The organism is Lentzea jiangxiensis (assembly GCF_900104175.1).
In the GTDB taxonomy this organism is placed as follows: Bacteria; Actinomycetota; Actinomycetes; order Mycobacteriales; family Pseudonocardiaceae; genus Lentzea; species Lentzea jiangxiensis.
Genome location: NZ_FNIX01000001.1, coordinates 651,266 through 674,260 on the forward strand (window position 1 = coordinate 651,266; position 22,995 = coordinate 674,260).

20 protein-coding genes are annotated in these 22,995 nt (G+C 70.5%); 10 read left to right on the forward strand and 10 right to left on the reverse strand.

Features of this window, described 5'->3' with window-relative positions; genetic code table 11:
• The first annotated feature begins 126 nt into the window (after positions 1-126).
• Together BLQ91_RS03345 and BLQ91_RS03350 are read left to right on the forward strand one after the other, a co-directional pair.
• Positions 127-1,377 carry an FAD-binding oxidoreductase gene (locus BLQ91_RS03345; RefSeq protein ID WP_090095954.1) on the forward strand — a complete coding sequence of 417 codons (1,251 nt, stop codon included), beginning with the start codon at positions 127-129 and terminating at the stop codon, positions 1,375-1,377.
• On the forward strand, positions 1,378-2,610 hold the full coding sequence (locus BLQ91_RS03350; RefSeq protein WP_090095046.1) for an SAM-dependent methyltransferase: 1,233 nt from the start codon (positions 1,378-1,380) through the stop codon (positions 2,608-2,610).
• A gap of 70 nt (positions 2,611-2,680) precedes the next feature.
• Here the strand turns inward: BLQ91_RS03350 and BLQ91_RS03355 are convergent, their stop codons facing one another.
• The 4 genes from BLQ91_RS03355 to BLQ91_RS03370 form a co-directional block, all read right to left on the reverse strand.
• Complete coding sequence (locus tag BLQ91_RS03355; protein ID WP_090095047.1) at positions 2,681-3,508, reverse strand: S1C family serine protease; 828 nt, start codon at positions 3,506-3,508, stop codon at positions 2,681-2,683.
• A gap of 66 nt (positions 3,509-3,574) precedes the next feature.
• On the reverse strand, positions 3,575-5,608 hold the full coding sequence (locus tag BLQ91_RS03360; RefSeq protein WP_176959547.1) for an EAL domain-containing protein: 2,034 nt from the start codon (positions 5,606-5,608) through the stop codon (positions 3,575-3,577).
• Between the two features lie 148 nt (positions 5,609-5,756).
• Positions 5,757-6,224, reverse strand: a complete 468-nt coding sequence (locus BLQ91_RS03365; RefSeq protein WP_090095049.1) for a GNAT family N-acetyltransferase — start codon at positions 6,222-6,224, stop codon at positions 5,757-5,759.
• On the reverse strand, positions 6,221-7,321 hold the full coding sequence (locus BLQ91_RS03370; protein WP_090095050.1) for an LLM class flavin-dependent oxidoreductase: 1,101 nt from the start codon (positions 7,319-7,321) through the stop codon (positions 6,221-6,223). Before BLQ91_RS03370 ends, BLQ91_RS03365 begins: the two co-directional genes overlap by 4 nt.
• Positions 7,322-7,511: 190 nt before the next feature.
• Here BLQ91_RS03370 and BLQ91_RS03375 point away from each other — a divergent pair, with 190 nt between their 5' ends.
• Positions 7,512-9,206, forward strand: a complete 1,695-nt coding sequence (locus tag BLQ91_RS03375; RefSeq protein ID WP_090095955.1) for an FAD/NAD(P)-binding protein — start codon at positions 7,512-7,514, stop codon at positions 9,204-9,206.
• Here the strand turns inward: BLQ91_RS03375 and BLQ91_RS03380 are convergent.
• From BLQ91_RS03380 to BLQ91_RS03390, 3 genes are read right to left on the reverse strand one after another with little or no spacing between them, the layout of a single operon-like run.
• Positions 9,195-9,662, reverse strand: coding sequence for a flavin reductase family protein (locus BLQ91_RS03380; RefSeq protein WP_090095051.1), 468 nt, complete (start codon positions 9,660-9,662; stop codon positions 9,195-9,197). The genes BLQ91_RS03375 and BLQ91_RS03380 overlap by 12 nt on opposite strands.
• On the reverse strand, positions 9,659-10,138 hold the full coding sequence (locus tag BLQ91_RS03385) for an NADPH-dependent FMN reductase (RefSeq protein ID WP_090095052.1): 480 nt from the start codon (positions 10,136-10,138) through the stop codon (positions 9,659-9,661). The genes BLQ91_RS03380 and BLQ91_RS03385 overlap by 4 nt, the downstream gene beginning before the upstream one ends.
• A gap of 56 nt (positions 10,139-10,194) precedes the next feature.
• Positions 10,195-11,850: an FAD-binding dehydrogenase gene (locus BLQ91_RS03390; protein ID WP_090095053.1), complete on the reverse strand. Its 1,656-nt coding sequence runs from the start codon at positions 11,848-11,850 to the stop codon at positions 10,195-10,197.
• A gap of 383 nt (positions 11,851-12,233) precedes the next feature.
• Here BLQ91_RS03390 and BLQ91_RS03395 point away from each other — a divergent pair, with 383 nt between their 5' ends.
• Positions 12,234-12,677, forward strand: a complete 444-nt coding sequence (locus BLQ91_RS03395) for a DUF6098 family protein (RefSeq protein ID WP_090095054.1) — start codon at positions 12,234-12,236, stop codon at positions 12,675-12,677.
• Here the strand turns inward: BLQ91_RS03395 and BLQ91_RS03400 are convergent.
• Positions 12,661-13,350, reverse strand: coding sequence for a hypothetical protein (locus BLQ91_RS03400; RefSeq protein ID WP_090095055.1), 690 nt, complete (start codon positions 13,348-13,350; stop codon positions 12,661-12,663). The two genes, BLQ91_RS03395 and BLQ91_RS03400, sit on opposite strands and share 17 nt — an antisense overlap.
• 112 nt (positions 13,351-13,462) lie before the next feature.
• On the opposite strand from BLQ91_RS03400, the gene BLQ91_RS03405 reads away from it, so the two are divergent.
• Positions 13,463-14,005: a hypothetical protein gene (locus tag BLQ91_RS03405; RefSeq protein ID WP_090095056.1), complete on the forward strand. Its 543-nt coding sequence runs from the start codon at positions 13,463-13,465 to the stop codon at positions 14,003-14,005.
• 251 nt (positions 14,006-14,256) lie between these two features.
• Positions 14,257-17,490, forward strand: coding sequence for a S8 family serine peptidase (locus tag BLQ91_RS03410; protein WP_090095057.1), 3,234 nt, complete (start codon positions 14,257-14,259; stop codon positions 17,488-17,490).
• A 51-nt stretch (positions 17,491-17,541) separates the two neighbouring features.
• On the opposite strand, the gene BLQ91_RS03415 is transcribed toward BLQ91_RS03410, so the two are convergent.
• Both BLQ91_RS03415 and BLQ91_RS03420 read right to left on the reverse strand, forming a co-directional pair.
• Positions 17,542-17,817: a hypothetical protein gene (locus BLQ91_RS03415; RefSeq protein ID WP_143022508.1), complete on the reverse strand. Its 276-nt coding sequence runs from the start codon at positions 17,815-17,817 to the stop codon at positions 17,542-17,544.
• Positions 17,818-17,973: 156 nt separating this feature from the next.
• Positions 17,974-19,056 carry a mechanosensitive ion channel family protein gene (locus tag BLQ91_RS03420; RefSeq protein ID WP_245733049.1) on the reverse strand — a complete coding sequence of 361 codons (1,083 nt, stop codon included), beginning with the start codon at positions 19,054-19,056 and terminating at the stop codon, positions 17,974-17,976.
• A 115-nt stretch (positions 19,057-19,171) separates the two neighbouring features.
• Between BLQ91_RS03420 and BLQ91_RS03425 the strand changes: the two genes are divergently transcribed.
• The 4 genes from BLQ91_RS03425 to BLQ91_RS03440 are packed head-to-tail and all read left to right on the forward strand — an operon-like array spanning position 19,172 to position 22,976.
• Positions 19,172-20,179: a protein kinase family protein gene (locus BLQ91_RS03425; RefSeq protein WP_090095059.1), complete on the forward strand. Its 1,008-nt coding sequence runs from the start codon at positions 19,172-19,174 to the stop codon at positions 20,177-20,179.
• A 2-nt stretch (positions 20,180-20,181) separates the two neighbouring features.
• Entirely contained in the window at positions 20,182-21,162 is a 981-nt protein-coding gene (locus BLQ91_RS03430) for a hypothetical protein (protein WP_090095060.1), read from the forward strand.
• A 1-nt stretch (position 21,163) separates the two neighbouring features.
• On the forward strand, positions 21,164-22,495 hold the full coding sequence (locus tag BLQ91_RS03435) for an adenylosuccinate synthetase (protein ID WP_245733051.1): 1,332 nt from the start codon (positions 21,164-21,166) through the stop codon (positions 22,493-22,495).
• Positions 22,413-22,976: an NUDIX hydrolase gene (locus BLQ91_RS03440; protein ID WP_245733053.1), complete on the forward strand. Its 564-nt coding sequence runs from the start codon at positions 22,413-22,415 to the stop codon at positions 22,974-22,976. Before BLQ91_RS03435 ends, BLQ91_RS03440 begins: the two co-directional genes overlap by 83 nt.
• The last annotated feature ends 19 nt before the right edge of the window (positions 22,977-22,995 follow it).

A 22,995-nucleotide genomic window follows, 5' to 3' on the forward strand; every position in this document is an offset into this window, starting at 1 on the left:
CGGAAGATCGCTGGTCCATTCCGGCTTTTGGGCGTGCCAACGGCGCTGACGAGGAATAACGTCGTCGGCGTGAGTGACCATGGGCACAACTCGGCCGTGGCTGCGTTGAGCGCGCAGTACGCCGCGATGCGCGAAGGTGCGCCGGTGCGGCTCGCGAAGAAGACGTCGAACCTCTTCCGGTTCCGGGCCGACCAGGCCGGCGGGCTCGACGTCGGCAGGTTCGACCAGGTCCTGTCCGTGGACCCGGCCGGACGCACCGCACAGGTGCAGGGCATGACCACCTACGAGAACCTCGTCGCCGCGACACTGCGCCACGGCTTGATGCCGTTGGTGGTGCCGCAGCTCAAGACCATCACCATCGGCGGTGCGGTCGCGGGACTCGGCATCGAGTCCACGTCCTTCCGCAACGGCCTCCCGCACGAGTCGGTGCGGGAGCTGGAGATCCTCACCGGCGACGGCGAAGTGGTCGTCTCCAAACCGGACGACGACCTCTTCCGCGCCTTCCCGAACTCCTACGGCACGCTCGGCTACGCGCTGCGGCTGGAGATCGAGCTGGAGCCGGTGCGCCGGTACGTGCGGCTGCGGCACGTGCCGTTCGGCTCCTTCGAGGAGTGCGCCGCCGTCATCGAGGAGGTCTGCGCGGACGGCTCGGCGGACTTCGTCGACGGCACGGTCTTCTCCCGCGGCGAGATGTACCTGACGCTGGGCCACTACGCCGACATCGCGCCCTGCACGTCGGACTACACGGGCAACCAGATCTACTACCGGTCCATCCAGCAGCGCCGCACGGACCACCTGACGATCCACGACTACCTGTGGCGCTGGGACACCGACTGGTTCTGGTGCTCGCGGGCGTTCGGGGCGCAGAACCCGGTCGTGCGCCGCCTGTGGCCGAAGCGCTACCTGCGTTCGGACGTGTACCGCAGGCTGGTGGCGAAGCACCGGCGGCTGCGGCCGCGGGTGGACGTCGAGCCGGTGATCCAGGACGTGGAGATCCCGGTCGCCGGCCTGGCCGAGTTCCTCGACTTCTTCGACCGCGAGATCGGCATCTCGCCGGTGTGGCTGTGCCCGGTGCGCCTGCGCGACACCACGGGCTGGCCGCTGTACCCGATGGACGCGGACACGTTGTACGTGAACGTCGGGTTCTGGTCGGAGGTCCCGGTGCGTCCGGGGGAGAAGATGGGTGACCGCAACCGGCTGATCGAGCGCGAGGTGGCGCGGCTGGGCGGCCACAAGTCGCTGTACTCGGACTCGTACTACACCGAGGACGAGTTCTGGCGGCACTACAACGGTTCGCACTACCGGGCGGTGAAGGCCCGGTACGACCAGACGAACCGCCTGCCTGATCTGTACGCCAAGTGTGTCAGGGGACGATGAATGCGGTTGGCCTCCGTTTTCCAGCGCATCACAGGTGGCAGCGACGTTCGCTTCCAGGCCTACGACGGCAGCACCGCCGGCCCGGCGGCCGCGCCGGTGTCCATCGAGATCAAGACTCCCGAAGCCCTGTCCTACCTCGCCTCCGCGCCGGGTGAACTGGGCCTCGCCCGCGCCTACGTGACGGGACACCTGGAGATCCTCGGCGACGTGCACGCCGGCCTCTCCCGGCTCTCGGAGTTCTCCCTGCGCGGGCTCCCGTGGCTGCAACGCGTGGAGCTGCTCAAGTTCTTGGGCGGCATCCGGTTGTCGCACAAGGTCTCCCCGCCACCGCAGGAGACCCGGCTGCGCGGCCTGCGCCACTCGAAGGCCCGCGACCGGCAGGCCATCGCCCACCACTACGACGTCTCGAACCAGTTCTACGAGTGGGTCCTCGGCCCGTCGATGGCCTACACCTGCGCGGTCTACCCCTCTTCCGAGTCCACTTTGGAGGAAGCGCAGTTCGAGAAGCACGACCTGGTGGCCCGCAAGCTCGGCCTGAAGCCCGGCATGGAGCTGCTGGACGTCGGCTGCGGCTGGGGCGGCATGGTGGTGCACGCCGCCCGCGAGTACGGCGTGCGCGCGATCGGCGTGACGCTCTCGCGCAACCAGGCGGAGTACGCGCAGAAGGCGATCGTCGAGGCGGGCCTGTCGGACCTGGCCGAGGTGCGCCACCTCGACTACCGCGACGTCCGCGAGACGGGCTTCGACGCGGTGTCGTCCATCGGCCTCACCGAGCACATCGGCAAGGCCAAGCTGCCCGGCTACTTCGCGTCGCTGTACCGCAAGCTCAAGCCCGGCGGGCGCCTGCTCAACCACTGCATCACCCGCCCGGACAACAAGCAGCGGGCGCTGTCCGGCCCGTTCATCGACCGGTACGTGTTCCCGGACGGCGAACTGGTCGGCCCGGGACACCTGGTGTCGCTGATGCACGACACCGGGTTCGAGGTGCGGCACGAGGAGAACATCCGCGAGCACTACGCCCTCACGCTCGCCGCCTGGGGCCGCAACCTCGAGGAGCACTGGGACGAGGCCGTCGAGGAGGTCGGGGAGGCCCGCGCCCGCGTGTGGCGGCTCTACCTGGCGGCGTCGCGGCTCGGGTTCGACCGCAACAGCATCCAGCTGCACCAGGTGCTGGGGGTGAAGCTGGACGGGACGACGTCGCACATGCCGTTGCGGCCGGACTGGCTGTCCTGATGGTCCGTGCCTGCCACGTTGTGCGCTTGGCGGCCGCTCCCGGCGCCAAGCGCACGTTCGACGTGATCTCCTAGCTCAGCCGGTCCACGATCTGCTTGGCGGTGTTCGACGGGATCGCGAACCCGATCCCCACGCTCCCCGCCTCCCCGCTGCTCGCAGCGGGCGAGTAGATCGCCGAGTTGATCCCGACCAGCTCGCCGGCCGCGTTCACCAGCGCGCCGCCGGAGTTGCCGGGGTTGATCGACGCGTCGGTCTGGATCGCCTGGTACGACACGGGTTGCGAGCGGCGCGTCTCGCCGGGCACGGTCACCTTGCGGTCCAGTGCCGAGACGATGCCGGTGGTCACGGTGCCCTGCAGGCCCGACGGCGAGCCGATGGCCATCACCGCGTCGCCCACCTCCACCGAGCCCGAGTCCGCCCACTTGACCGGCGTGAGGCCCGAGACGCCGGACGCCTGCAGCACCGCGAGGTCGGAGGTGGGGTCGGTGGAGACGACGGTGGCGGGCACCTCGCGGCCGTCGGTGAACTTCACCGTCACCTGGCCGCCGGCGGAGGCGACGACGTGGTTGTTGGTGAGGATCCTGCCGTCGGCGGAGAGGACCACCCCGGAGCCGAGGCCGTTGCCGACGTTCACCTGCACGACGGAGGGCAGCACCTGCGCGGCGACGGCGCTCCAGTCCGGTGTGGACGTGTTCGCGATCGTCCGCGCCGCGACGGACGACGAGGCGGCGGGCGCGTCCGACGAGGCGACCACCGCTCCGGTGACGCCTCCGAACAGGCCGGCGACGAGTGCCGCGGCCGTGAGCACGGGGGCCGTCCGGCGCCAGAACTTCGGCGCGGTGACGGGCTGCGGTTCCACCAGTGACCCGCTCATCGCGGGGAAGCTCTGCTCGGTCATGGCTCCACGATGGACCCCGATCTTGTGAGCAACCTGTGCCGAAACCCGCGAAAACCCTGATAAGAACTAGCTGAGAAGCAGCGAGGAGACCTGGGGGGCCGACAAGGCCGGGCCGAAGTGCGGGCCCTGCGCGCCCGTCACGCCCAGCTCCGCCAGCCGCGCCGCCTCACCGGCGGTCCGCACGCCGTCGGCGTACAGCGGCAGCCGCAGCACCGCCGCCCACCGCAGCAGGGCCACCGCGGCCGTCTCCTCCATGCGGATCGCGTCCGGGCCGAAGGCGTGCGCGACGGCGCTGTTGAACTTCACGCCGCTCCACGGCAGCACCCGCAGCCGGCCCACGCCGACGTTGCCCCCGCTCACCTGGCCGACCACGAGTCCGACGCCGCGCTCGGTGAGGATCGTGAGCTCTTCGAGCTGGTCGTCGTTCAGCGACGTCGGCACGTGCTCGTGCAGTTCGAAGCGCAGCAGCGACGCGGGGAGGCCCGTGCGCTCCAGAACGCAGAGGACCTCGGCGACGAGCTCGGGCTCCTGGCACAGCCGCAGGGGCAGGTCGATCGTCAGCGTGGGCGTCCGGGGTCCCAGTTCGCCGTGCCACGCGCTCACCTGCGCACACGCCTCCTCGACCGCCCACCGCACGAGACGGACGACCATGCCGTTGCCGGTGGCCTGCCCCAGGAACGCCTCGGGGCCCAGCACGCCCTGCTCGGGGTGGTCCCACACGATCTTCGCTTCGAGCGCGAGCACGGAACCGTCGGCGAGCGAGTGGACCGGAACGTAGTCGACGCGGAACTGGTTCTCCTCCAGCGCACCCGGGATCGACGCCGCGAGCGCGTACCGCTCCTTGTCGCGTGCGTCCCTCTCCGGGTCGTACAGCGCCCATTGCGCCTTGCCGGCGCGCTTGGCCCAGGCGACCGTCACGTCCGCCGCGCGCAGCAGGTCCGCCGCGTCACCACCGCGGGCGGCGCGCGGGACGACGCCGACGCTGGTCGTCACGCCGACGCCGTGGCCGTCGATCCAGGTCGCCTCCTCCAGGCGCCGCGTGAACTCCTCGACCAGGGCGATCACCGAGGGCGTGTCGCGCGGGTCCCTGATCAGCACGCCGAACTCGTCCTCGCCGATGCGCGCGACCCTGCCGACGTCCTCGGTGAACACCTCCCGCAGGTGCTGGGCGACGTGCACGAGCACCTGGTTGCCGACGTCGTGGCCGAAGGCGTCGTTCATGCCGCGGAACCCGTCGACGTCGATCTGGACCAGCGCGAGGCTCTCGGGGCCCATCGACCCGGTCGCGCCCTCGAGCCAGCCGAGGAACTGCGCCCGGTTCGGCAGGCCCGTCTGCACGTCGTTGAGGCTCTGCCGGAGGAGTTGCGACTGCAGCGCGCGCATCTCGTCCATGCTCTCGACCATCGTGACGAGGTACGACGGCGTGCCGTCCTCCTCGCGCACCAGCGAGATCGCCATGTGCGTCTGGATGGTCTCGCCGTCGCTGCGGACCATCCGCTTCTCGACGCGCACGTTGTCGTGCTCGGACGCGACCAGCCGCATGGTGAGCTGCCGCAGGTCTTCCCTGTCGTCGGGGTGCACGAGGTCGCGGCCGCTCATCCGCCGCACGTCCTCGTGCTGGTAGCCGAGCATCGTCAGCAACGCGTCGTTGACGTCGATGATCTCGCCCTTGAGGCCGCTCACGACGATCCCGAACGCCGCGCTGGAGAAGACCGCCCGGAACCTGGCCTCGCTCGCCCTGACCGCGCTCTCGGCCTTGCGCATCGCGTTGATGGCGGCCGTGCGGCTGAGTTCCTGCTGGGCGAGCGTGAGGTCGCGCAGGCCCTCGGCGTACCCGGCGGCGAGTGCGGCCAGCTGAGCGGGTGTGACCGGGGGCAGCTCACCGAGCTGCGTGAGCGACCGCTCCAGCGTCGCCGAGGAGATGAGGTCGTGCTCGACCATCGACCGGCCGACCTGCCGGGCCTCGTCCACGCCACCACGGAGCAACTGCTCGACGTAGCCGCCGAGCAGTCGCGCCAGCTTCTCGCGCGTGAAGTCCGCGACGAGCGTGGTGGAGATCGCCGCCGCCCACTGCACGGCGGCATCGCGGATGTCGACCATGTTCATTCAGCTCGGTGGCCATTCGTGGGGACCGGGTGATCTGCGGAAGATCCGACGGACATGCTCACTGATGGGTCATACCCTGTCCAACCGAACCCCGAATCCCCGTCTGGATTCGGCGGATCCACCACGAATTCACTCGTTTGAACTAACGGATCACCTTGCTGAAGGCCAGCGGACCAATTGTCAGGGGATCCGTCTCCACGTCGAACAACGGTGTGTACCCGGTCGCCAGGTACAGGCCTTTCGCCTCCGGCTGGCGAGGCCCCGTGGTGAGGTAGATCCTGCTGTACCCAAACGTTCTCGCTTCGTTCTCGAGTTCGACGAGCACGCGCCGCGCCAATCCGCGGCGGCGGTGTTGTGAATGGGTCCAAATGCGTTTCATCTCGGCGGTTTCTTCGTCACGGCGCTTGAACGCGCCGCCCGCCACGGCCACCCCGCCTTCCATCAGCAGGAGGAACTGCCCGTTCGGGGGTTCGAACACATCCGCCGGCCTTTGCATCTCCGCTGCGCCCGATGGCCCGTAACGAGACGTGTACTCGTACGTGAGTTCCGCGACCAGCGGCGCCGCTTCCGGGTCGGACTGCCGGACGCGGCGCACCTCGAGCGTCGTCATGCGGCCTTGGCCCGGTCGCGCTTCGCGACTTCCTCGCGCACCAGCGGGATCACGTACCGGCCGAAGTCGATCGCGTCGTCGAGCAGGTCGTAGCCGCGGGCCGAGAGGATGTCCACGCCGAGGTCGTAGTAGTCCAGCAACGCCTGCGCCACGGTCTCCGGGGTGCCGACCAGCGCGTTGGAGTTGCCCGCGCCGCCCGTCGCCTTCGCCGTGGGCGTCCACAGGGCGCGGTCGAACCGTTCGCCGCGCTCCGCGACCGCCAGGAGCCGCTGCGAGCCGGTGTTCTCCGGGGCGGTGAGCGGGTGCCGGCGGCTCAACGGCCCGTTCGCCTTCCTCGCCTCGATCCTGTCCACGGTCCGGTGTGCCTTCTCCCAGGCCAGTTCCTCGGTCGGCGCGATGATCGGTCGGAACGCGACCTGGATCCGCGGCACGTCCGTGCGCCCCGCCGCCTTCGCCGCCTGCTTCACCGACTCGATCTGCTGCGCGGTCTCGGCGAGCGGCTCGCCCCACAGGCAGAAGATGTCCGCCTCCGCCCCGCCCGCCGCGTAGGCCGCGGGGGAGGAGCCGCCGAACGAGACGTTCGGGCGTGGCTGCTGCACGGGGAAGACGTCGCTCACGAAGTCGGCGAAGTGGTAGTGCTCACCGTCGTGGTCGAACGCCTCCCGGCTGAGCCACGCCTTCTTGACGATCTGGATGTACTCGCGCGTGCGGCCGTAGCGCTGGTCCTTGGTGAGGTAGTCGCCCTCGCGCTGCTGCTCGTGGTCGGTGCCGCCGGTGATGAAGTGCACCGTCAACCGGCCGTCGCTGATCTGGTCGAGCGTCGCGAAGGTCTTGGCGGCGAACGTCGGGTAGGACACGTTCGGCCGGTGCGCCAGCAGGATCTGCAGCCTGTCCAGCTTGGCGGCCAGGAAGGCGGCCGCGGCGGAGGGTTCCGGCGCTCCCGAGCCGTACGCGAAGAGCACGCGGTCCCAGCCGTGCTCCTCGTGCGCGCGGGCGAGCCTGAGCGTGTAGTCCTTGTCGAACGCGCCGGCGGACGACCGAGGCGTCGTCTCCGACCCGTCGTTCGTGGCGGCGATCCCGAGAAACTCGACTGGCATGACCGATTCCCCAGAGCTGTAGTGGGATTGGGGTGCGTTGAGGGAGACGCCCTTCGAGTGCACACCTCGGCCCCGCTCGCCGCAACGACGTCCACAGAGCGGGATTTGCTTGCACACGCGGGGTACCGTGGTGGTGTTCGCGTTGAGGGGCGCGGCTCGTTTCTCGTTGTCCTCCAACGGAAAGACGCGCATGCGCTCACTCGTCGTCATCGGCGGCGGCCCACGCGCCGCCGGCCTGCTGGAACGGATCGCCGCCCAGTCGCCCTCCCTCGAGCTCGCGGTGCACGTCGTCGACCCGCACCCGCCCGGAGCGGGCCGGGTCTGGCGGCACGCCCAGTCCCCGTTGCTGCGCATGAACTCCATGGCCGAGGACGTCACGGTCTTCACCGACGACTCCTTCGACGGCGAGGGCCCGGTCCGTCCGGGACCGTCGCTCGCGGAGTGGATCGACATCGACCCGACCTCGTTCCCGTCACGGCAGGTGCAGAGCGGCTATCTCTCGTGGTTCTTCGAGCACGTAAGGGAATCTCTGCCTCCGAACATCTCGGTGACCGTGCATCGGGCGACGGCTTCGAAGGTCGTCGGCACGAGGGTGTGGCTCGACGACGGGTCGTCCCTGGACGCCGACGTCCTCGTGCTCGCCCTCGGCCACCTCGACGCCGAACCCGAGCCGGAGCACCGCAAGCTCGCCGAGCACGCCGCGGAGCACGGCCTGGTCTACGTGCCCCCGCTGTACTCCGCCGACGCGGACCTCTCGGCCGTCACCGGTCACGTCGTGCTGCGCGGGTTCGGGCTCGCGTTCATCGACCTCATGGTGCTGCTGACCGAGGGGCGCGGCGGCCGGTACGTGCGGTCGGGAGGCCGGCTCGCCTACGTGCCTTCAGGCGCGGAACCGACGCTGTACGTGGGGTCGCGGCGGGGTGTGCCGTACCACTCGAAGACCGGCTACCGGTTGCAGGGGCCACGTCCGCCGCTGCCGCACTTCTTCGTCGCGGACGCCTTGAGGGGCCGCGATCTGGACTTCCGGGACGACGTGTGGCCGTTGATGGCCAAGGAGATCGCCTGGGGTCACTACCACGAGCTGTTCACCGGCCACCCCGGCCTGGTGGGCATGCCGTTCGTCGAGTTCGCCACCTCGTTCAGCGCTCTGCCCTGGTACAGCGAGGAGATGCGCGAACTCGAGGCGCTCGCCGTGCCCGATCCCGCCGACCGCATCGACTTCGAACAGCTCGACCGGCCGCTCGCCGGCGTGACGTTCGCGACGGCGGAGGAGTTCCAGGAGCACCTGCGCTCGTACGTCGAGGCGGACGTGGCACGGCGGTCGGATCCCCGCTACAGCGCCGATCTCGGGGCGTTCCTGGCGCTGCTGTCGGTCTACGGCCAGCTGGCGGGGCTCATGCCGTTCGACGGGTGGTGGCACGGCTACTTCAGCTACCTCGCCTCCGGTCCGCCGCCGGACCGGCTGGAGGAACTGCTGGCGTTGTCGCGCGCGGGGATCGTGCGGTTCCTCGGCGCCGACATGTGGGTCGAGGCGGTGGAAGGAGCCTTCGCGGCGGGCAGCGCGACGACACCGGACGTGGTGCGCGCCAACGGGTTGATCGAGGCACGCCTGCCCACGCACTCGTTGTCCCGCACGGCGGATCCGGTGCTGCGGTCGTTGCGCGCGGTCGGTGACGTCTCCGAGGACGCCGCCGGGCTCGTGCGGGTGTCGCCGGTGGGACGTCTGGTCGACGAGCGGGGCGAGGAGGACCCCGTCCGGTTCGCCGTGGGGCCCTACACGACCGGGAAGGCGTTCGCGGCGTTCGCACGGCCCGGCACGAACGCCCCGGCGTTCCGGCAGAACGACGTGCTGGCGCGCGAGGTCCTGCGGACGCTAGGCGACTGAGGTGTAGCGCCCCTGGTGCCGCACCAGGGGCGTCGCGATCTCGGAGTGCGTGATGTCCAGCGGTTCGCCGACCAGCGCCACGTGGTCGCCGACCGCGATCCGCCGCGAGGTCCTGCACCGCAGGCGGACCGGCGCGTCCAGCAGCGACGGCACGCCGTCCTCGTCCGCCCGCCACCGCGTGCCGGGGCCGAACCGGTCGACGCCCTTGGTGGCGAACAGGTCCGCGAGCGCGGTCTGCGTGACGTCCAGCAGGTGCACGGCGAACAGCGGCGCGGTCCGCAGCACCGGCCACACCGACGCGCCCTCGCCGATCCACACGACGACCAGCGGCGGTTCGAACGAGACCGAGGTGAACGAGGACACCGTGGTGCCGACCGGACCCTCCGGGCCGCTGGCCGTGACGATCGTGACGGCCTGGGCGTGGTGCTTCAGGGCGTTGCGCAGCTGCTCCTTCACCGCAGCACCTTCAGCGCGTCGAGGTCGAAGTCGGCGGGGGCGGCGGGAAGCGCGGCCTCGGTGAGGAACAACGCCTGCGGCACGACGGCACCCAGCTCGGCGAGCACGGGTCGCAGGTGGACCTCGACGGCCAGCGCGTGCCTGTCGGCCGCGGCGATCTGGAGCGGGACGACGAGCTTGCCCTTCAGCCAGCCCGGTGGCGCCTGGTCCAGCACGGCCTTCAGCAGGCCGGTGTACGCGGCCTTGTACGTGGGCGTGGCGACCACGAGGGCGTCGGCCTGCCCGAGCGCCTGCAGCGCGGCCTTGATCGTGTCCGGTTCGGTGAACACGGCGGGAGCCAGTTCCGCCGCCTCGACGACGGGCCCTTCGACGGGCACGCCCAGCGTCGCGGCGAGCGCCTCGCGCAGGGCCAGGGCCGCCTGCAGCGTGCGCGAGGCGGGCCGCGGGTTGCCGACCAGAACACCGATCTGCGTCATGCTCCCAGCACAGCCGCAGCGCAGGGGACCGTCAACCCGCGTCCACCACGCGAGAACTACTTGACGGCCTCTGCCGCCGAGCGGCCCGCGACGCGCCCGGAGAACAGGCAGCCGCCGAGGAACGTGCCCTCCAGCGCCCGGTAGCCGTGCACGCCACCGCCGCCGAACCCCGCGGCCTCCCCGGCGGCGTAGAGCCCCGGCAGCACCTGGCCGGAGGTGTCGAGCACCCGCGACGACAGGTCGGTGTGCAGGCCGCCCAGCGTCTTGCGGGTGATCACCGAGAGCCGCACGGCGATCAGCGGACCGGCCTTCGGGTCGAGCAGCCGGTGCGGCTCGACGACCCGGATGAGCTTGTCGGTGAGGAACTGCCGCGCCGAGCGGATCGCGTTGACCTGCATGTCCTTGCTCAGCCCCGCGGTGACCTGGCGGTCGCGCTCGACGATCGTCCTCTCGAGCTCGGCGGCGTCGATCCTGCCGTCGCCGGTGAGGGCGTTCATGCCGCGGGCGAGGTCCGCGACCGTGCGTGCCTGGATGAACTCCTCGGACCTCCGCGCGAACGCCTCGACCGGCGCGACCGCGCCCGGCAGCGCGCGCTTGAGGACCGCCCTCGTGTCCTTGCCCGTCAGGTCCGGGTTCTGCTCGGAGCCCGACAGCGCGAACTCCTTGCCGATGATCTTCTTGTTCAGCACGAACCACGAGTGCTCGTGGCCGTGGGTGGTGATGTGCTGCAACGCGCCCAGCGCGTCGAAGCCGGGGAACAGCGGGATCGGCAGGCGCCTGCCGTCGGCGTCGAGCCACAGCGGCGACGGGCCGGGCAGGATGCGGATGCCGTGCCGCGACCAGACCGGCGCGTAGTTCGCGATGCCCTCGGGGTAGTGCCACATGCGGTCGGCGTTGATGATCGCGCCGCCGGCCTTCTGGGTGATCTCCATCATCGAGCCGTCGACGAAGTCGGGCACGCCCGCGAGCATGAACTTCGGCGGCGTGCCCATCCGCTCGGGCCAGTTCCTGCGCACCAGGTCGTGGTTGCCGCCGATGCCGCCGGACGTGACGACCACGGCCTGCGCGCTGAGCGAGAACTCACCGGCGACCGTGCGCGAGCTCGGTTCGGCCCTGCCGTTCGACGACGGCTCCAGCACGTCACCGGACACGCCGTCGCACACGCCGTCGGTGACGTTGAGGCTCGTGACCTTGTGGCGGAACTTGAGCGTGACGAGCCCCTTGGCGACGCCTTCCCGCACCCGCCGCTCGAACGGCTCGACGATGCCGGGCCCGGTGCCCCACGTGACGTGGAAGCGCGGCACCGAGTTGCCGTGCCCGTCGGCCAGGTAGCCGCCGCGCTCGGCCCACTGCACGAACGGGAACCAGCGGACCCCCATGTTGTGCAGCCAGGAGCGCTTCTCGCCGGCGGCGAAGTCCACATAGGCCTGTGCCCACAGCCGTGGCCAGTGGTCCTCGTCCCGGTCGAACGCCGCCGAGCCCATCCAGTCCTGCAAGGCCAGGTCGTGCGAGTCCTTGACCCGCAGCCTGCGCTGCTCGGGGGTGTCCACCATGAACAACCCGCCGAACGACCACCACGCCTGGCCGCCGAGCGACGCCTCCGGCTCCTGGTCGAGGAGGATGACCTTGCGGCCCGCGTCCGCGAGCTCTGCGGTCGCGACGAGACCTGCGAGGCCCGCGCCGACGACGATGACATCCGCGTCATGTGCCATCGGGCGAGTCTAGATCGACCGCTGGTCACGCACGAGACCTGAGTCAATTTCACTTTCTGGGGAGCGCCCGACGTCGTTCGACCCGCCCGACCGGCGTGGACACCGGTGCGCGGCCTTGAGGGGTGCCGCCGACCGCCACTACCGGTGAGGGGGGTTTCCGGAGTGCCGGTCGACGGCGGGTTGGCCGCCGCGCGAGCACGCGCGCCTGCGGAAGGGCATTTCCGACCTGGGGGTGTCGGATCGCCCCGGCGCGCAGCTCGAGCGCCGGCGGCCAACCACTTGTTGAACGTACAACCGGTCTGCTGTGTTCCGGTCGGCTTTCACTGTGACCAGGCTCAATTCCTTCAGGTTTCCTTCAGGTTCGGCCGGGTAGGTCACCAGGCGTGACAGATGAACTCCCCACGATCACGAGCATCGCCGAGCTGGTCGGCTACGTGGGAGACGACGTCTACGTGCGGTGGTCGAAAGGCCCGGGCGTGGACGCCGCCTCGACGTCGCGCGACTCGCTGACCGGCGTGGAACTGCCCGGCCTCTCGGCGAGCCCGCTGCGGATCGAACCGTGGTGGGCCGACCGCTCCCACGAGCTGTGGGTGGCGCGCCGCCTGTTCGACTACCGGCACCTGCGCGACCTGCGCGGGTCCGACGTGCGCGCCTGGGTGCTCCGGGGCGACGAGGTGGGCAGGGGACCGGACAACGAGCCGCTGGTCCGCTGCCTCGAACCCCTGGCGTGGGTGGCCGACGAGGCGCTGCTCGAGTGCGAGGAACTGGTCAACGCGCAGCACTCCGAGGAGTGGGGGTCGCTCGACCGCTCTAGCTCAGGTCGCTGAGCTTGCGCTCCGCGGCCTTGCGGGTCTTCTCGGCGGCCGCGGTGATCCGCTTGGCGTCCTCCAGCCGTTCCGCTGCCCGGTCGAACGCCCGCTGTGCCGCCAGCTGGTCGGCCTGGGCCTCCCCGAGGGCCTGCTCGGCCTCGTCCAGCGCCTGCTGCGCCTCGGCCCGCTTCTTCTCCTGCCGCTCGCGCCGCTTGCGCGCCAGGGCGTCCTCGCCGTCGTCCGACGGCGGTTCGGGGACGGGGAGGGCGAACCCGAACCCGGAGTACTCCAGCGGCTTGGTGAGGTGCCCCGCCCGCACCTGCGCGGCGGACTCCGGGTCGGCCATCGCGGCCGTCAGCGTGTTGCGCACCTGCGTGACGGCGTCGTCCGCGAGCGGGCCGGTGAGCTCCAGGGTGCGGTAGACCAGGGCCTCCACGAGCTCCTTGCGCTTGCGACCCAGCTCCCGCATGGTCAGCTGCGCCGTGGAGAGCCCCAGTGCCTCCTCCAGCCCCTCGGGGGCGTCGCGCACCAGCCGGTTGACCGCCCAGGCGCTCACGGTCGGCTTGCGCAGGTCGGCGATGGCCTTCGCGAGGTCCTTGTCGTCGGTCTGCTTGGCCGCGGCGTTGCGGGCCGCGGTGAACTCCTTCGGGGGCAGTCCGTAGAGCTCGTCGGCGACCGGCTTCAGGTCCATGGGCGCAAGGTAGCGCCTGATCAGCTTCCAGTCCCGCGGAACGCTCAACGGGCGGGACGTCACGTGCGTTGGAGGAACGTGACGCCCGGAACCGGGTGAACAGGACGGGGAGATGCACACCAGGTGGAGATGGGTTCTGTTCGGTCTCGGCGCCGCCGTGGCCGCGAGCGGACCGATCGCGATGGCGGGCGGTCCGTGGTACGGCTACGTCTTCGGCGGCCTGTGGTGCCTGATGGGCGGCACGGTGGCGTGGCGCAGCTTCGGCATGGGCACGAAGCTCACGCCGCGGGGCATCACGTCGAACAGCCTGGACCGGCAGACGACGGTCGAGTGGTGCGACGTGCGGGCCGTGGAGCCGGCCCGGCGCCGGAACCTGGTCTTCTTCCACACCGCCGCCCCGGTCGTCCGGCACGACCGCGGCGCAGAGGTGCTCACCGAGCTGAGCCTGTTGTCGGTCAAAAAGGACGTGGTGCCCGAACGCACGCGGCGGCACGTGACGGAACTCCAGCAGGCCCTGAAAGCACATCGCGCCGGCTGCCCGAGGTGCGGGGCGACGCCGAAAGCGGTCGCGGCGGGCCTCGGCCTCGGTGCGAGGGTGCGTTCACGATTGCGTTCGCTATTGCGCGGAAATGGTGGTCGGAGCATCGTCCGGTGACGGGATCCTGTTACACGGCAACACCGTTCACCGTTGACAGAGGCTTGACATTCCCCTCCATCAGCCCTTGACTGGAGGGCATCTGCTCGTTCCACGGCGTAAAAGAAACGCGCAGCACCAAAACCCTGCTCGGACAAGCCGCTGAACAGTCCAATGTGGATATGAAGAATGCTCCGGGCAGACGATTGCCCCTCGTCAGGTGAAGAGATGTGCTTCGGAGCACTCTTTACCCCACGAAGGGCACATGCGCCGTGAAGAACTGGAGACGCCGCACCGGAACGGTCTTGCTGACCGCGGTGTTGGGCACTACCGGGATCGGCTTCGCCGCCACCCCTGCCATCGCGCAGAACGCTCCTCAGGAGCAGCCGGCCGCTGACAAGCAGCTGGACAAGAAGGACCGCGAGCTCGTCGACCAGGCCGCCCGCGAGGGCAAGCCGACCGTCGACCTGCTGGTCGCCGCCGAAGACGGCAAGACCGACGCCGCCGTCGCGGAGCTCAAGGCGCTCGGCGCCACGGTCCAGAAGACCGAGAAGGACGTCGACTACGTCAAGGTGACCATTCCGCGCGACAACGCGGAGAAGGCCGCCAAGCTGGCCTCGGTCAGCACCGTGGACGTCGACGGGCTGATCGCGCTCGACGACCCGCGTCCGCAGGGCATGGAGCAGCCGGCCCCGCAGAAGGCGCCGGACGCGAAGACCCCGCGCACGAACCCGTACATGCCGACGCAGGACACGCAGGCGGCGCAGTTCGCCACCGCGCACCCGAAGTGGGACGGCCGCGGCACCACGATCGCCGTGATCGACTCCGGCATCGACCTCGACACCCCGGCCCTGCAGACCACCAGCACCGGTGAGCGCAAGATCATCGACTGGTACAACGCGAACGCCACGAACTCCGGCGACGGCACCTGGGTCTCGATGACCAAGACCGGCGTCACCGGCAAGTTCACCAACGGCGGCCGCGAGTGGACCGCGCCGGCCACCGGCGGCCCGTACTCGTTCGGCCTCTTCCGCGAGACCGCGGGCGACCTGAACCTCTCGAACAGCGAGACCGGCGGCGACATCAACCGCGACGGTGACCGCGTCGACTCCTTCGGTGTCATCCAGGACATCACGACGAAGGAAGTCTTCGTCGACACCGACGGCGACGGCAACTTCACCAACAACAAGCGCATGATCGACTACAAGGTCAAGCAGGACGTCGGCTTCTTCGGCACCGACAACCCCGCGACCCCCGTCGTCGACCGCGTCGCGTTCGTCGTGCAGACCGACCGCTCGGTCTACGACAACGCGGGCACCCCGTACGTCAACCTGGGCATCTCGGGCGCCGCGCACGGCACCCACGTCGCCGGCATCACCGCCGCGCACAAGATGTTCGACGGCAAGATGGCCGGTGCCGCGCCCGGCGCGAAGCTGATCGCCATCAAGGCCTGCCTCTCCACGCCGTCCTGCACCAGCTCCGGCCTCATCGACGGTGTCCTCTACGCCGCGCGCAACGGCGCCGACGTCGTGAACATCTCCATCGGTGGCCTCCCGGCGCTCAACGACGGCAACAACGCGCGCGCCGAGCTCTACAACCGCACCATCGACGAGTACAACGTCCAGCTGTTCATCTCGGCGGGCAACTCGGGTGCGGGCGCCAACACCGTCGGTGACCCGTCGGTCGCCACGAACGCAGTGAGCGTCGGCTCGTACATCACCAAGGAGACCTGGCTCTCCAACTACGGCTCGAAGACCGCGCAGAAGCAGAACCTGCACGGCTTCTCGTCGCGCGGCCCGGCCGAGGACGGCGGCTTCAAGCCGAACATCGTCGCGCCCGGCTCGGCGATCTCCACCACGCCGCGCTGGCAGCCGGGTGGCCCCGTGACGGGCACCTACACCCTCCCCGCCGGCTACTCGCAGTTCAACGGCACCTCGATGGCCGCCCCGCAGGCGACCGGTGCCGCGGCTCTCCTCGTGAGCGCCTACAAGGCCACGCACAACGGCCAGCGCCCGACCAGCGCCGAGCTGCGCTACGCGATCCAGCGCAGCGCGAGCTTCGTGAGCACCCTCGGCGCCTACGAGCAGGGTGCCGGTCTGTTCAACACCAACGCCGCGTGGTCGCTGCTGGACAAGCACTCCACGCCGGACAAGGTCACCACGGCCGTCCCGGTCAACACCGTCCTCAGCGGCCTGCTGGCCACCCCGGGCGTCGGTGTCGGCATCCACGACCGCGAGGGCGTGACTGCGGGCCAGGAGTACACCCGCACCTACACCCTGACCCGCACGACGGGCCACGACGACGAGACGTACAACGTGTCGTGGAAGGGCAACGACGGCACGTTCACGGCGGCGAAGAAGGTCCGCCTGCCGCTGAACACGCCTGTGCTGTTCCCGGTCAAGGTCAAGGCCAAGACGGCGGGCGTGCACAGCGCCGTGCTGCAGCTCGACAACCCGGAGACCCCCGGCGTCGACGTGCAGACGCTGAACGCGGTCTTCGCGGCGGAGAACTTCAACGCCGCCAACAAGTTCTCGGTCACCAAGACGGGCACGATCGCGCGCAACCAGTCGACCAGCCTTTTCGTGAACGTGCCCGCGGGCACGAGCGCGCTGAAGGTCGACATGGCCGCCGGCGGCGCCGAGGCCGGCAAGGGCCAGGTGCGCTTCCTGCGCTTCACCCCGCAGGGTGTGCCGCTGGACGTGACCAGCTCGACCAACTGCTACAACCCGGACGCGGGCGCCGGTTGTGCCGGTGGCACCCCCACCAGCCGCACGGTGGCCAACCCGATGGCCGGTGTGTGGGAGATCGTGGTCGAGGCGCGCCGCACCTCCGACGCCGACGTGGCGCCGTACACGGTGACCGCGTCCGTGCTCGGCACGTCGGTCAGCCCGAACCCGGACGTCATCCCGTCCGCGGCCCTCGGCACCCCGGTCGAGCGCACCTACACCGTCACGAACACGCAGGCCGTCTTCACCGGCCGGCTCGCGGCGGGTGCGGTCGGCAGCGCGAAGCAGGACCGCCCGACCATCGCGAACCTGGAGACCAAGTTCTACGACATCCAGGTCGCGCCGGGCTCGTCGAGCCTCACCGCCACGATCGGCAACACCGCCGACCAGGCCGCCGACCTCGACCTGTTCCTGCTGAACTGCACCAGCGGCACGTGCGTCGTCGCCGGTCAGTCGGCTGACGCGGACTCCGAGGAGTCGGCGACCGTCACCAACCCGGCAGCGGGTCTGTGGCGCGTCCAGGTGGACGGCTACGCGGTGCCCGCGGGCACCACGGCGTACGACTACTTCGACATCTACACCTCGGCCGCTCTCGGCGCGCTGACCGTGAGCGACACCAACGCCGACCGCGCCGCCGGTGCGTCGTGGAACGCCAAGGGCGTCATCACGCCGCTGGGTCAGCCCGGTGCCGGCCGCGTGCTGCGCGGTGAGCTCGAGGTGCGCACGGCGGACGAGAACGTCGTCGGTCGCGGTGCCGTGATCATCCAGGCAGTCAGCTAGCAGTCCGGTAGTGCGCGGAAAGCCCCAGGATCCAAGAGGTCCTGGGGCTTTCTACGGTTCGGGCAGCCTGTTCCCGAGCGGCTCGTCCACGTCCACCTTGGACACGCCGGCGACCAGGTACGCGTCTTCCACCTTGTCCACGGGCATTTCGGCGCGCAGGTAGCCGATCCTGGGATCGCGCGACTCGACGGTCGCGCCCAGCTCCGTCAGTGCCTGCTCGACCTCCTCGTCGCGTCCCGGCTGCACGGAGATCATCAGCGGCACTGTGAGGTGGCCGTCGCGCTTCGCCTGCTCGATCCGGTTCTTGTCCGGTTTGGCCGATGACACGACAGGCACCTCCGAGGACGACGAGGTCGGCACGAGGGTCCCGTTCGTACCACAGCTGCCGAGAGCCAGCGCGCAAAACGCGACGGCGAGCGGTCTTCTCATGCTCGGAGGACGGAACGCCCGCCGCGGGCGGTTGCACCCGATTTTCGAGCGGTCCTACTGCCGGGGACCCGCAAACGCTTGCTCCCGCAGTGCGCCGTCCGCGCTCTCGCCGAACACACGCGCGTCCGTGTGCTGGTCAGAGGCGGGTTGCGCCTTGCCGACGCCGGTGACCGCCCGCGTCCTGACCTGCGGCAGTGCGCCGTTGTGCCGGCGGTGGACCCAGTCCACGAGGTGCTCCCTCGTGAGGCAGCGCAGGTCCCACAGCTTTCCGGCGTCGGACGCGCTCACGAGCGCACGCACCCGCACGAACCCGTTGGTGGCCTGCGTGACCTGCAGGACGCACACCCGCCCGTCCCAGAGGTCGCTGCCCTCCAGCATGGACCGCATCTCCTGCCGCATCGCCTCGACCGGCACGGCCCAGTCCAGGTCGAGCTCCACGGTGCCGAGCAGCGCCGACTGCGTGCGCGTCCAGTTCTCGAACGGGGTCTTGAGGAAGTACGAGGTGGGCAGCACCAGCCGGCGGTCGTCCCAGAGGTGCAGCACCACGTACGTCAGCGTGATGTCCTCGACCCGGCCCCACTCGCCCTCGACCACCACGACGTCGTCGAGCCGCACCGCGTCGCTGAACGCGATCTGCAGGCCCGAGATCAGGTTGCCCAGCAACGACTGCGCGGAGAACGCCGCCACCGCGCCGATGACCGCCGCGGACGCCAGCACGGTCGACCCGACCGCTCGCGCCCCGGGGAACGTCATCAGGATGGCGCCCACGGCGAGCACGCCGATGACCACGAGGACCAGCCGCCGCACCAGCATGACCTGGGTGTGCACGCGCCGGGCGTGCCGGTTGTCCGTGACGTCCGTGCGGACGCGGGACAGCGAGATGTCGACGAGCGTGCTGATCAGCGCCGCCAGCAGCCAAGCCCCGGCCAGGATCAGCGCGATGCCCAGGGCGTGCAGGGTGATCGGCACGTCGACCGGGTAGGCGCTCAGGCTTATCTGAGCGGCCAGCAGCGCTCCGAACAACTGGCCTGGCCGGTACATCTTCCCGCTGTGGGTGAAGCGGCGCACCAGCCGGTGGACCACCTCCACCACGAGCAGTGCGAAGGCCACGGAACAGCCCATGACGACGAACAGCACGTTTCCTCCTTCCGGTATCGGGACGGGGTACCCGGCGTCTCGCGACGGGGACACCATGAGCCGGGTCACGGGGAACCCCGTTGCCATCCGGGTTTGAGTTACATAGACTCAAACCATGTTCACGACAGCCGAGGCCCTGGAACTGGTGGAACGCGCCACGTCACCCGAAGCGCTCTTCGGGCCGCGCACCACCGATTCCGGCCTGCGCAAGCAGGCACGGCGCCGGTACCACGCGCTGGCCTCGGTGCTGCACCCCGACGTGGTCGGGCCGCACGACACGAGGGCGCACGCGGCGTCCGCCGAGCTGACCCGCCTGCACCACGAGTGGTCGCACGGCGCGGTCGTCGAGCTGCGGACCAAGACCGCCGTCTACCGCGTCGGCGAGCCGTTCGCGGTCGGCAGCGTCGCCAACCTGTACGAGGCGGACGGTCCGCACGTGGTCAAAGTGGTGCGCAACCCGGCCCTCAACCCCTTGCTGCACGCGGAATGGCACGCGCTGCGGACGCTGGAGTCCTTCACGGACCGCAACCCGTGGCTGCGCCCGTTCTACCCGCGGCTGCTCGACACCTCGGGTGACGTCGCGAAGGGATCGCGCGCCTTCACTGTGCTCGACCCGCTGCTGGACGGCTTCGTGACGCTCGCGGACGTCCGGCGCGCCTACCCGTGCGGCCTCGACGGCCGCGACTGGGCGTGGATGCACCGCAGGCTGCTCAAGGCGCTGGCCGGCGCGCACCAGAGCGGTCTGGTGCACGGGGCCGTCACCACCGAGAACGTCATGGTGCACCCGGAACAGCACGGGATCGTGCTGGCCGGCTGGTCGTTCGCCGTCGAGGACGGTCAACGGCTCCTCGCGACCAGCGGCACCATCACCTACCCGCCGGAAGTCGTTGCACAGCAACCGGTGACGGCCGCGACGGACGTCCACATGGCACACACGCTGATGCTCGACCTGCTGGCGGACGACGAACACCGGCAGCGCGCCTTCGCTCGCGGCTGCCTGCAGGAACGCCCGGAGCGGCGGCCCGACGCCGTCGACCTGATCGAGGAGTACGACGACCTCCTCGAAGACCTCTACGGCGCACGGCGCTTCCGCCCGTTCGCCCTTCCCCGGACAGGAGAATGACCATGGGACACGGCAGGTGGGACGACAACGCCTACGCCGCGGCGAAGACCTTTCGCGCGGCCAAGGGAATCGCCGACTTCGGCTACACGGCCTCGATGAGGTCGACGCCCGCCGCGAGCTGGAAGGCCGCGCCGTCGCTCGACCCGCTGGGCGTCGGCTTCCGCGAGTGCCGCGACTCGCCCGACCACGCCGACTCGACACCGATCGCGGTGCTGTTCGACGTGACCGGGTCGATGGGCGCGGTGCCGCGGATCATGCAGGGCAAGCTCGGCAAGCTGCACGGGTTGTTGCAGCGCAAGGGCTACCTCGCCGACCCGCAGCTGATGTTCGGCGGCATCGGTGACGCCGACAGCGACCGCGTGCCGCTGCAGGTCGGGCAGTTCGAGTCGGACAACCGCATGGACGAGCAGCTGCGGGACATCTTCCTCGAGGGCGGCGGCGGCGGGCAGAAAAGCGAGTCGTACGAGCTGGCCGCATACTTCATCGCGCGGCACGTCGTCACCGACGCCTGGCAGAAGCGCGGCCGCAAGGGCTACCTGTTCATCATCGGCGACGAGCTGAACAAGCCGCGGCTGGAGGCCAGGCACATCCGCAGGGTCATCGGCGACGAGGTCGGCCAGGACATCGACCCGGTGTCGGTGTACCGCGAGCTCGCCCGCAGGTGGCACGTCTACTTCATCCTGCCCAACCAGTCGTCGTACTTCCACGACGACAGCATCGGCGAGCACTGGCGGTCGATCCTCGGGCAGAACTTCCTCAAGCTCGACGACCCCGGCGCGGTGTGCGAGCTGATCGCCGCCACGATCGGTGTCGAGGAGAGCGTCGTGGACCTCGGCCAGGCACTGGTGGACCTCGCCGAGATCGGGTCGGCCGCCGAGAGCGAGGCCGTCGGCAAGGCGCTGGCCACGGTCGGCGCGCGCTCGCTCACCGCGTCGGCCACGCCGCTCGGCATCGACGGCCCCGACGACGTCAGGCTGAGCTGACATGAGGCACGACGAGCACGTCATCGTCGTCGGACTGGGGTTCGGCGACGAGGGCAAGGGAGCCGTGGTGGACGCGCTGTGCGCGAACGGTCCGGTGTCGGCGGTGGTGCGGTTCAACGGGGGAGCGCAGGCCGCGCACAACGTGGTGGCCGACGGCCGGCACCACACGTTCAGCCAGTTCGGGTCCGGCACGCTCGCGGGCGTGCCGACCTGGCTCTCGCGCCACGTGCTCGTCGAGCCGATCGCCCTCGCGACCGAGTCGCGCGAGCTGGAGGCGATCGGCGTCGCCGACCCGTTGTCGCTGGTGTCGATCGACGCCGGCGCCCTGCTCACGACCCCGTTCCACGTGGCCGCGAACAGGGCGCGGGAGATCGCCAGGGGCGCCGACCGGCACGGGTCGTGCGGCAAGGGGATCGGGGAGACCGTCTGGTACGGGCTCCTCGGCGACCGGGGGGCGGTGCGGGGCGAGGTGGTCGAGGAGCAGCGGGTGCTCGGCGACCCCGGCCCCGCACCGAGGGTCGGCGACTGCCTGGACCCGAGGGCGCTGCGGCGCAAGCTCGACCTGCTCGCCCGGTTCTACGAGCCGCTCACCGGCGACGTCGGCCGCGTGGACGAGCTGGTCGAGCTCTACACCTCGTTCGCGGACGCCGTCCGGATCACGACGGGGGACGAGGCCGGGCGGCTCGCCGAGGGCGGACGGCTCGTCTTCGAGGGAGCCCAGGGCGTCCTGCTCGACGAGACGTACGGCTTCCACCCGCACACGACGTGGTCCACGGTGACGCCCCGCAACGCGCGGGAGCTGCTCGACGGCCGTCCCGCCCGCGTGATCGGCGTGACCAGGACCTACCAGACGCGGCACGGCGCGGGCCCGCTGCCGACGGAGGACCCCGCCGTGCTCGAGCGGTTCCCGGAGGCGCACAACGGCACGGGGGAGTTCCAGGGCGCGTGGCGGGCGGGCCACCTGGACGCCGATCTGCTGCGCTACTCGGTGCGGTGCTGCGGCGGCATCGACGGCCTGGCCGTGACGCACCTGGACGCCCGCGGCCTGGAGGTCGCCTCCGGTCCGGTGCTGGAGGAGATGCCGGATCCGCTGGCGTACCTGCGAGAACTGCTCGGCGTCGAGGTGCTGGTGACCGGAGCGGGCCCCTCCAGGGAGGACTACGCGGTGCGGGAGAATCCACGACATGATCGAGTCGACTTTGGTGTCGGTGGACGTGATCGTGCTCCGGTTCGACCCGGAGTCGCGCGCGGTGCTCCTGGGGGTCGCACCGCGCGCCCAGGAGCCGTTCGCCGGCGAGCTGGCTCTCCCCGGTGTCCTGCTGGGCAGGGGTGAGCGCCTGCGCGACGCGACCACCAGGGCGGTCACCGGCAAGCTCGGTCTCGCCGAGGAGTCCGTGACGGCGACCGGTCAGCTGGCCACGTTCGACGAGCCGTCGCGCGACCCGCGCGGCCCGACGCTGTCGATCGCGCTGTGGGCCACGGTGACCCGCCCGAGCGGGGACGTGGCCGTCTGGAGCCGCCTGGGCGAGGTGCCGCCGCTGGCCTTCGACCACGACCGGATCGTCGCCGACTGCCGCCCGTTGCTCGCGGACAAGCTGTGGCGCGACGTGCCGTTCACCGCGGGTCTGCTCGGGCGGGAGTTCACGACGGCGCAGGCGCTCGACGTGACCGAGTCGCTGACCGGGGACAGGCCGTACCCGGCCAACCTGGGCCGCACGATGGACCGCGTGCCGGGCCTCGAACGCACCAGCGAGCACGCGGCGGCCCTGCCCAGGGGAGGCCGTCCGCCGCTGGTGTGGAAGTGGACGGCCTAGGCCCGGTTATCGCGAACAT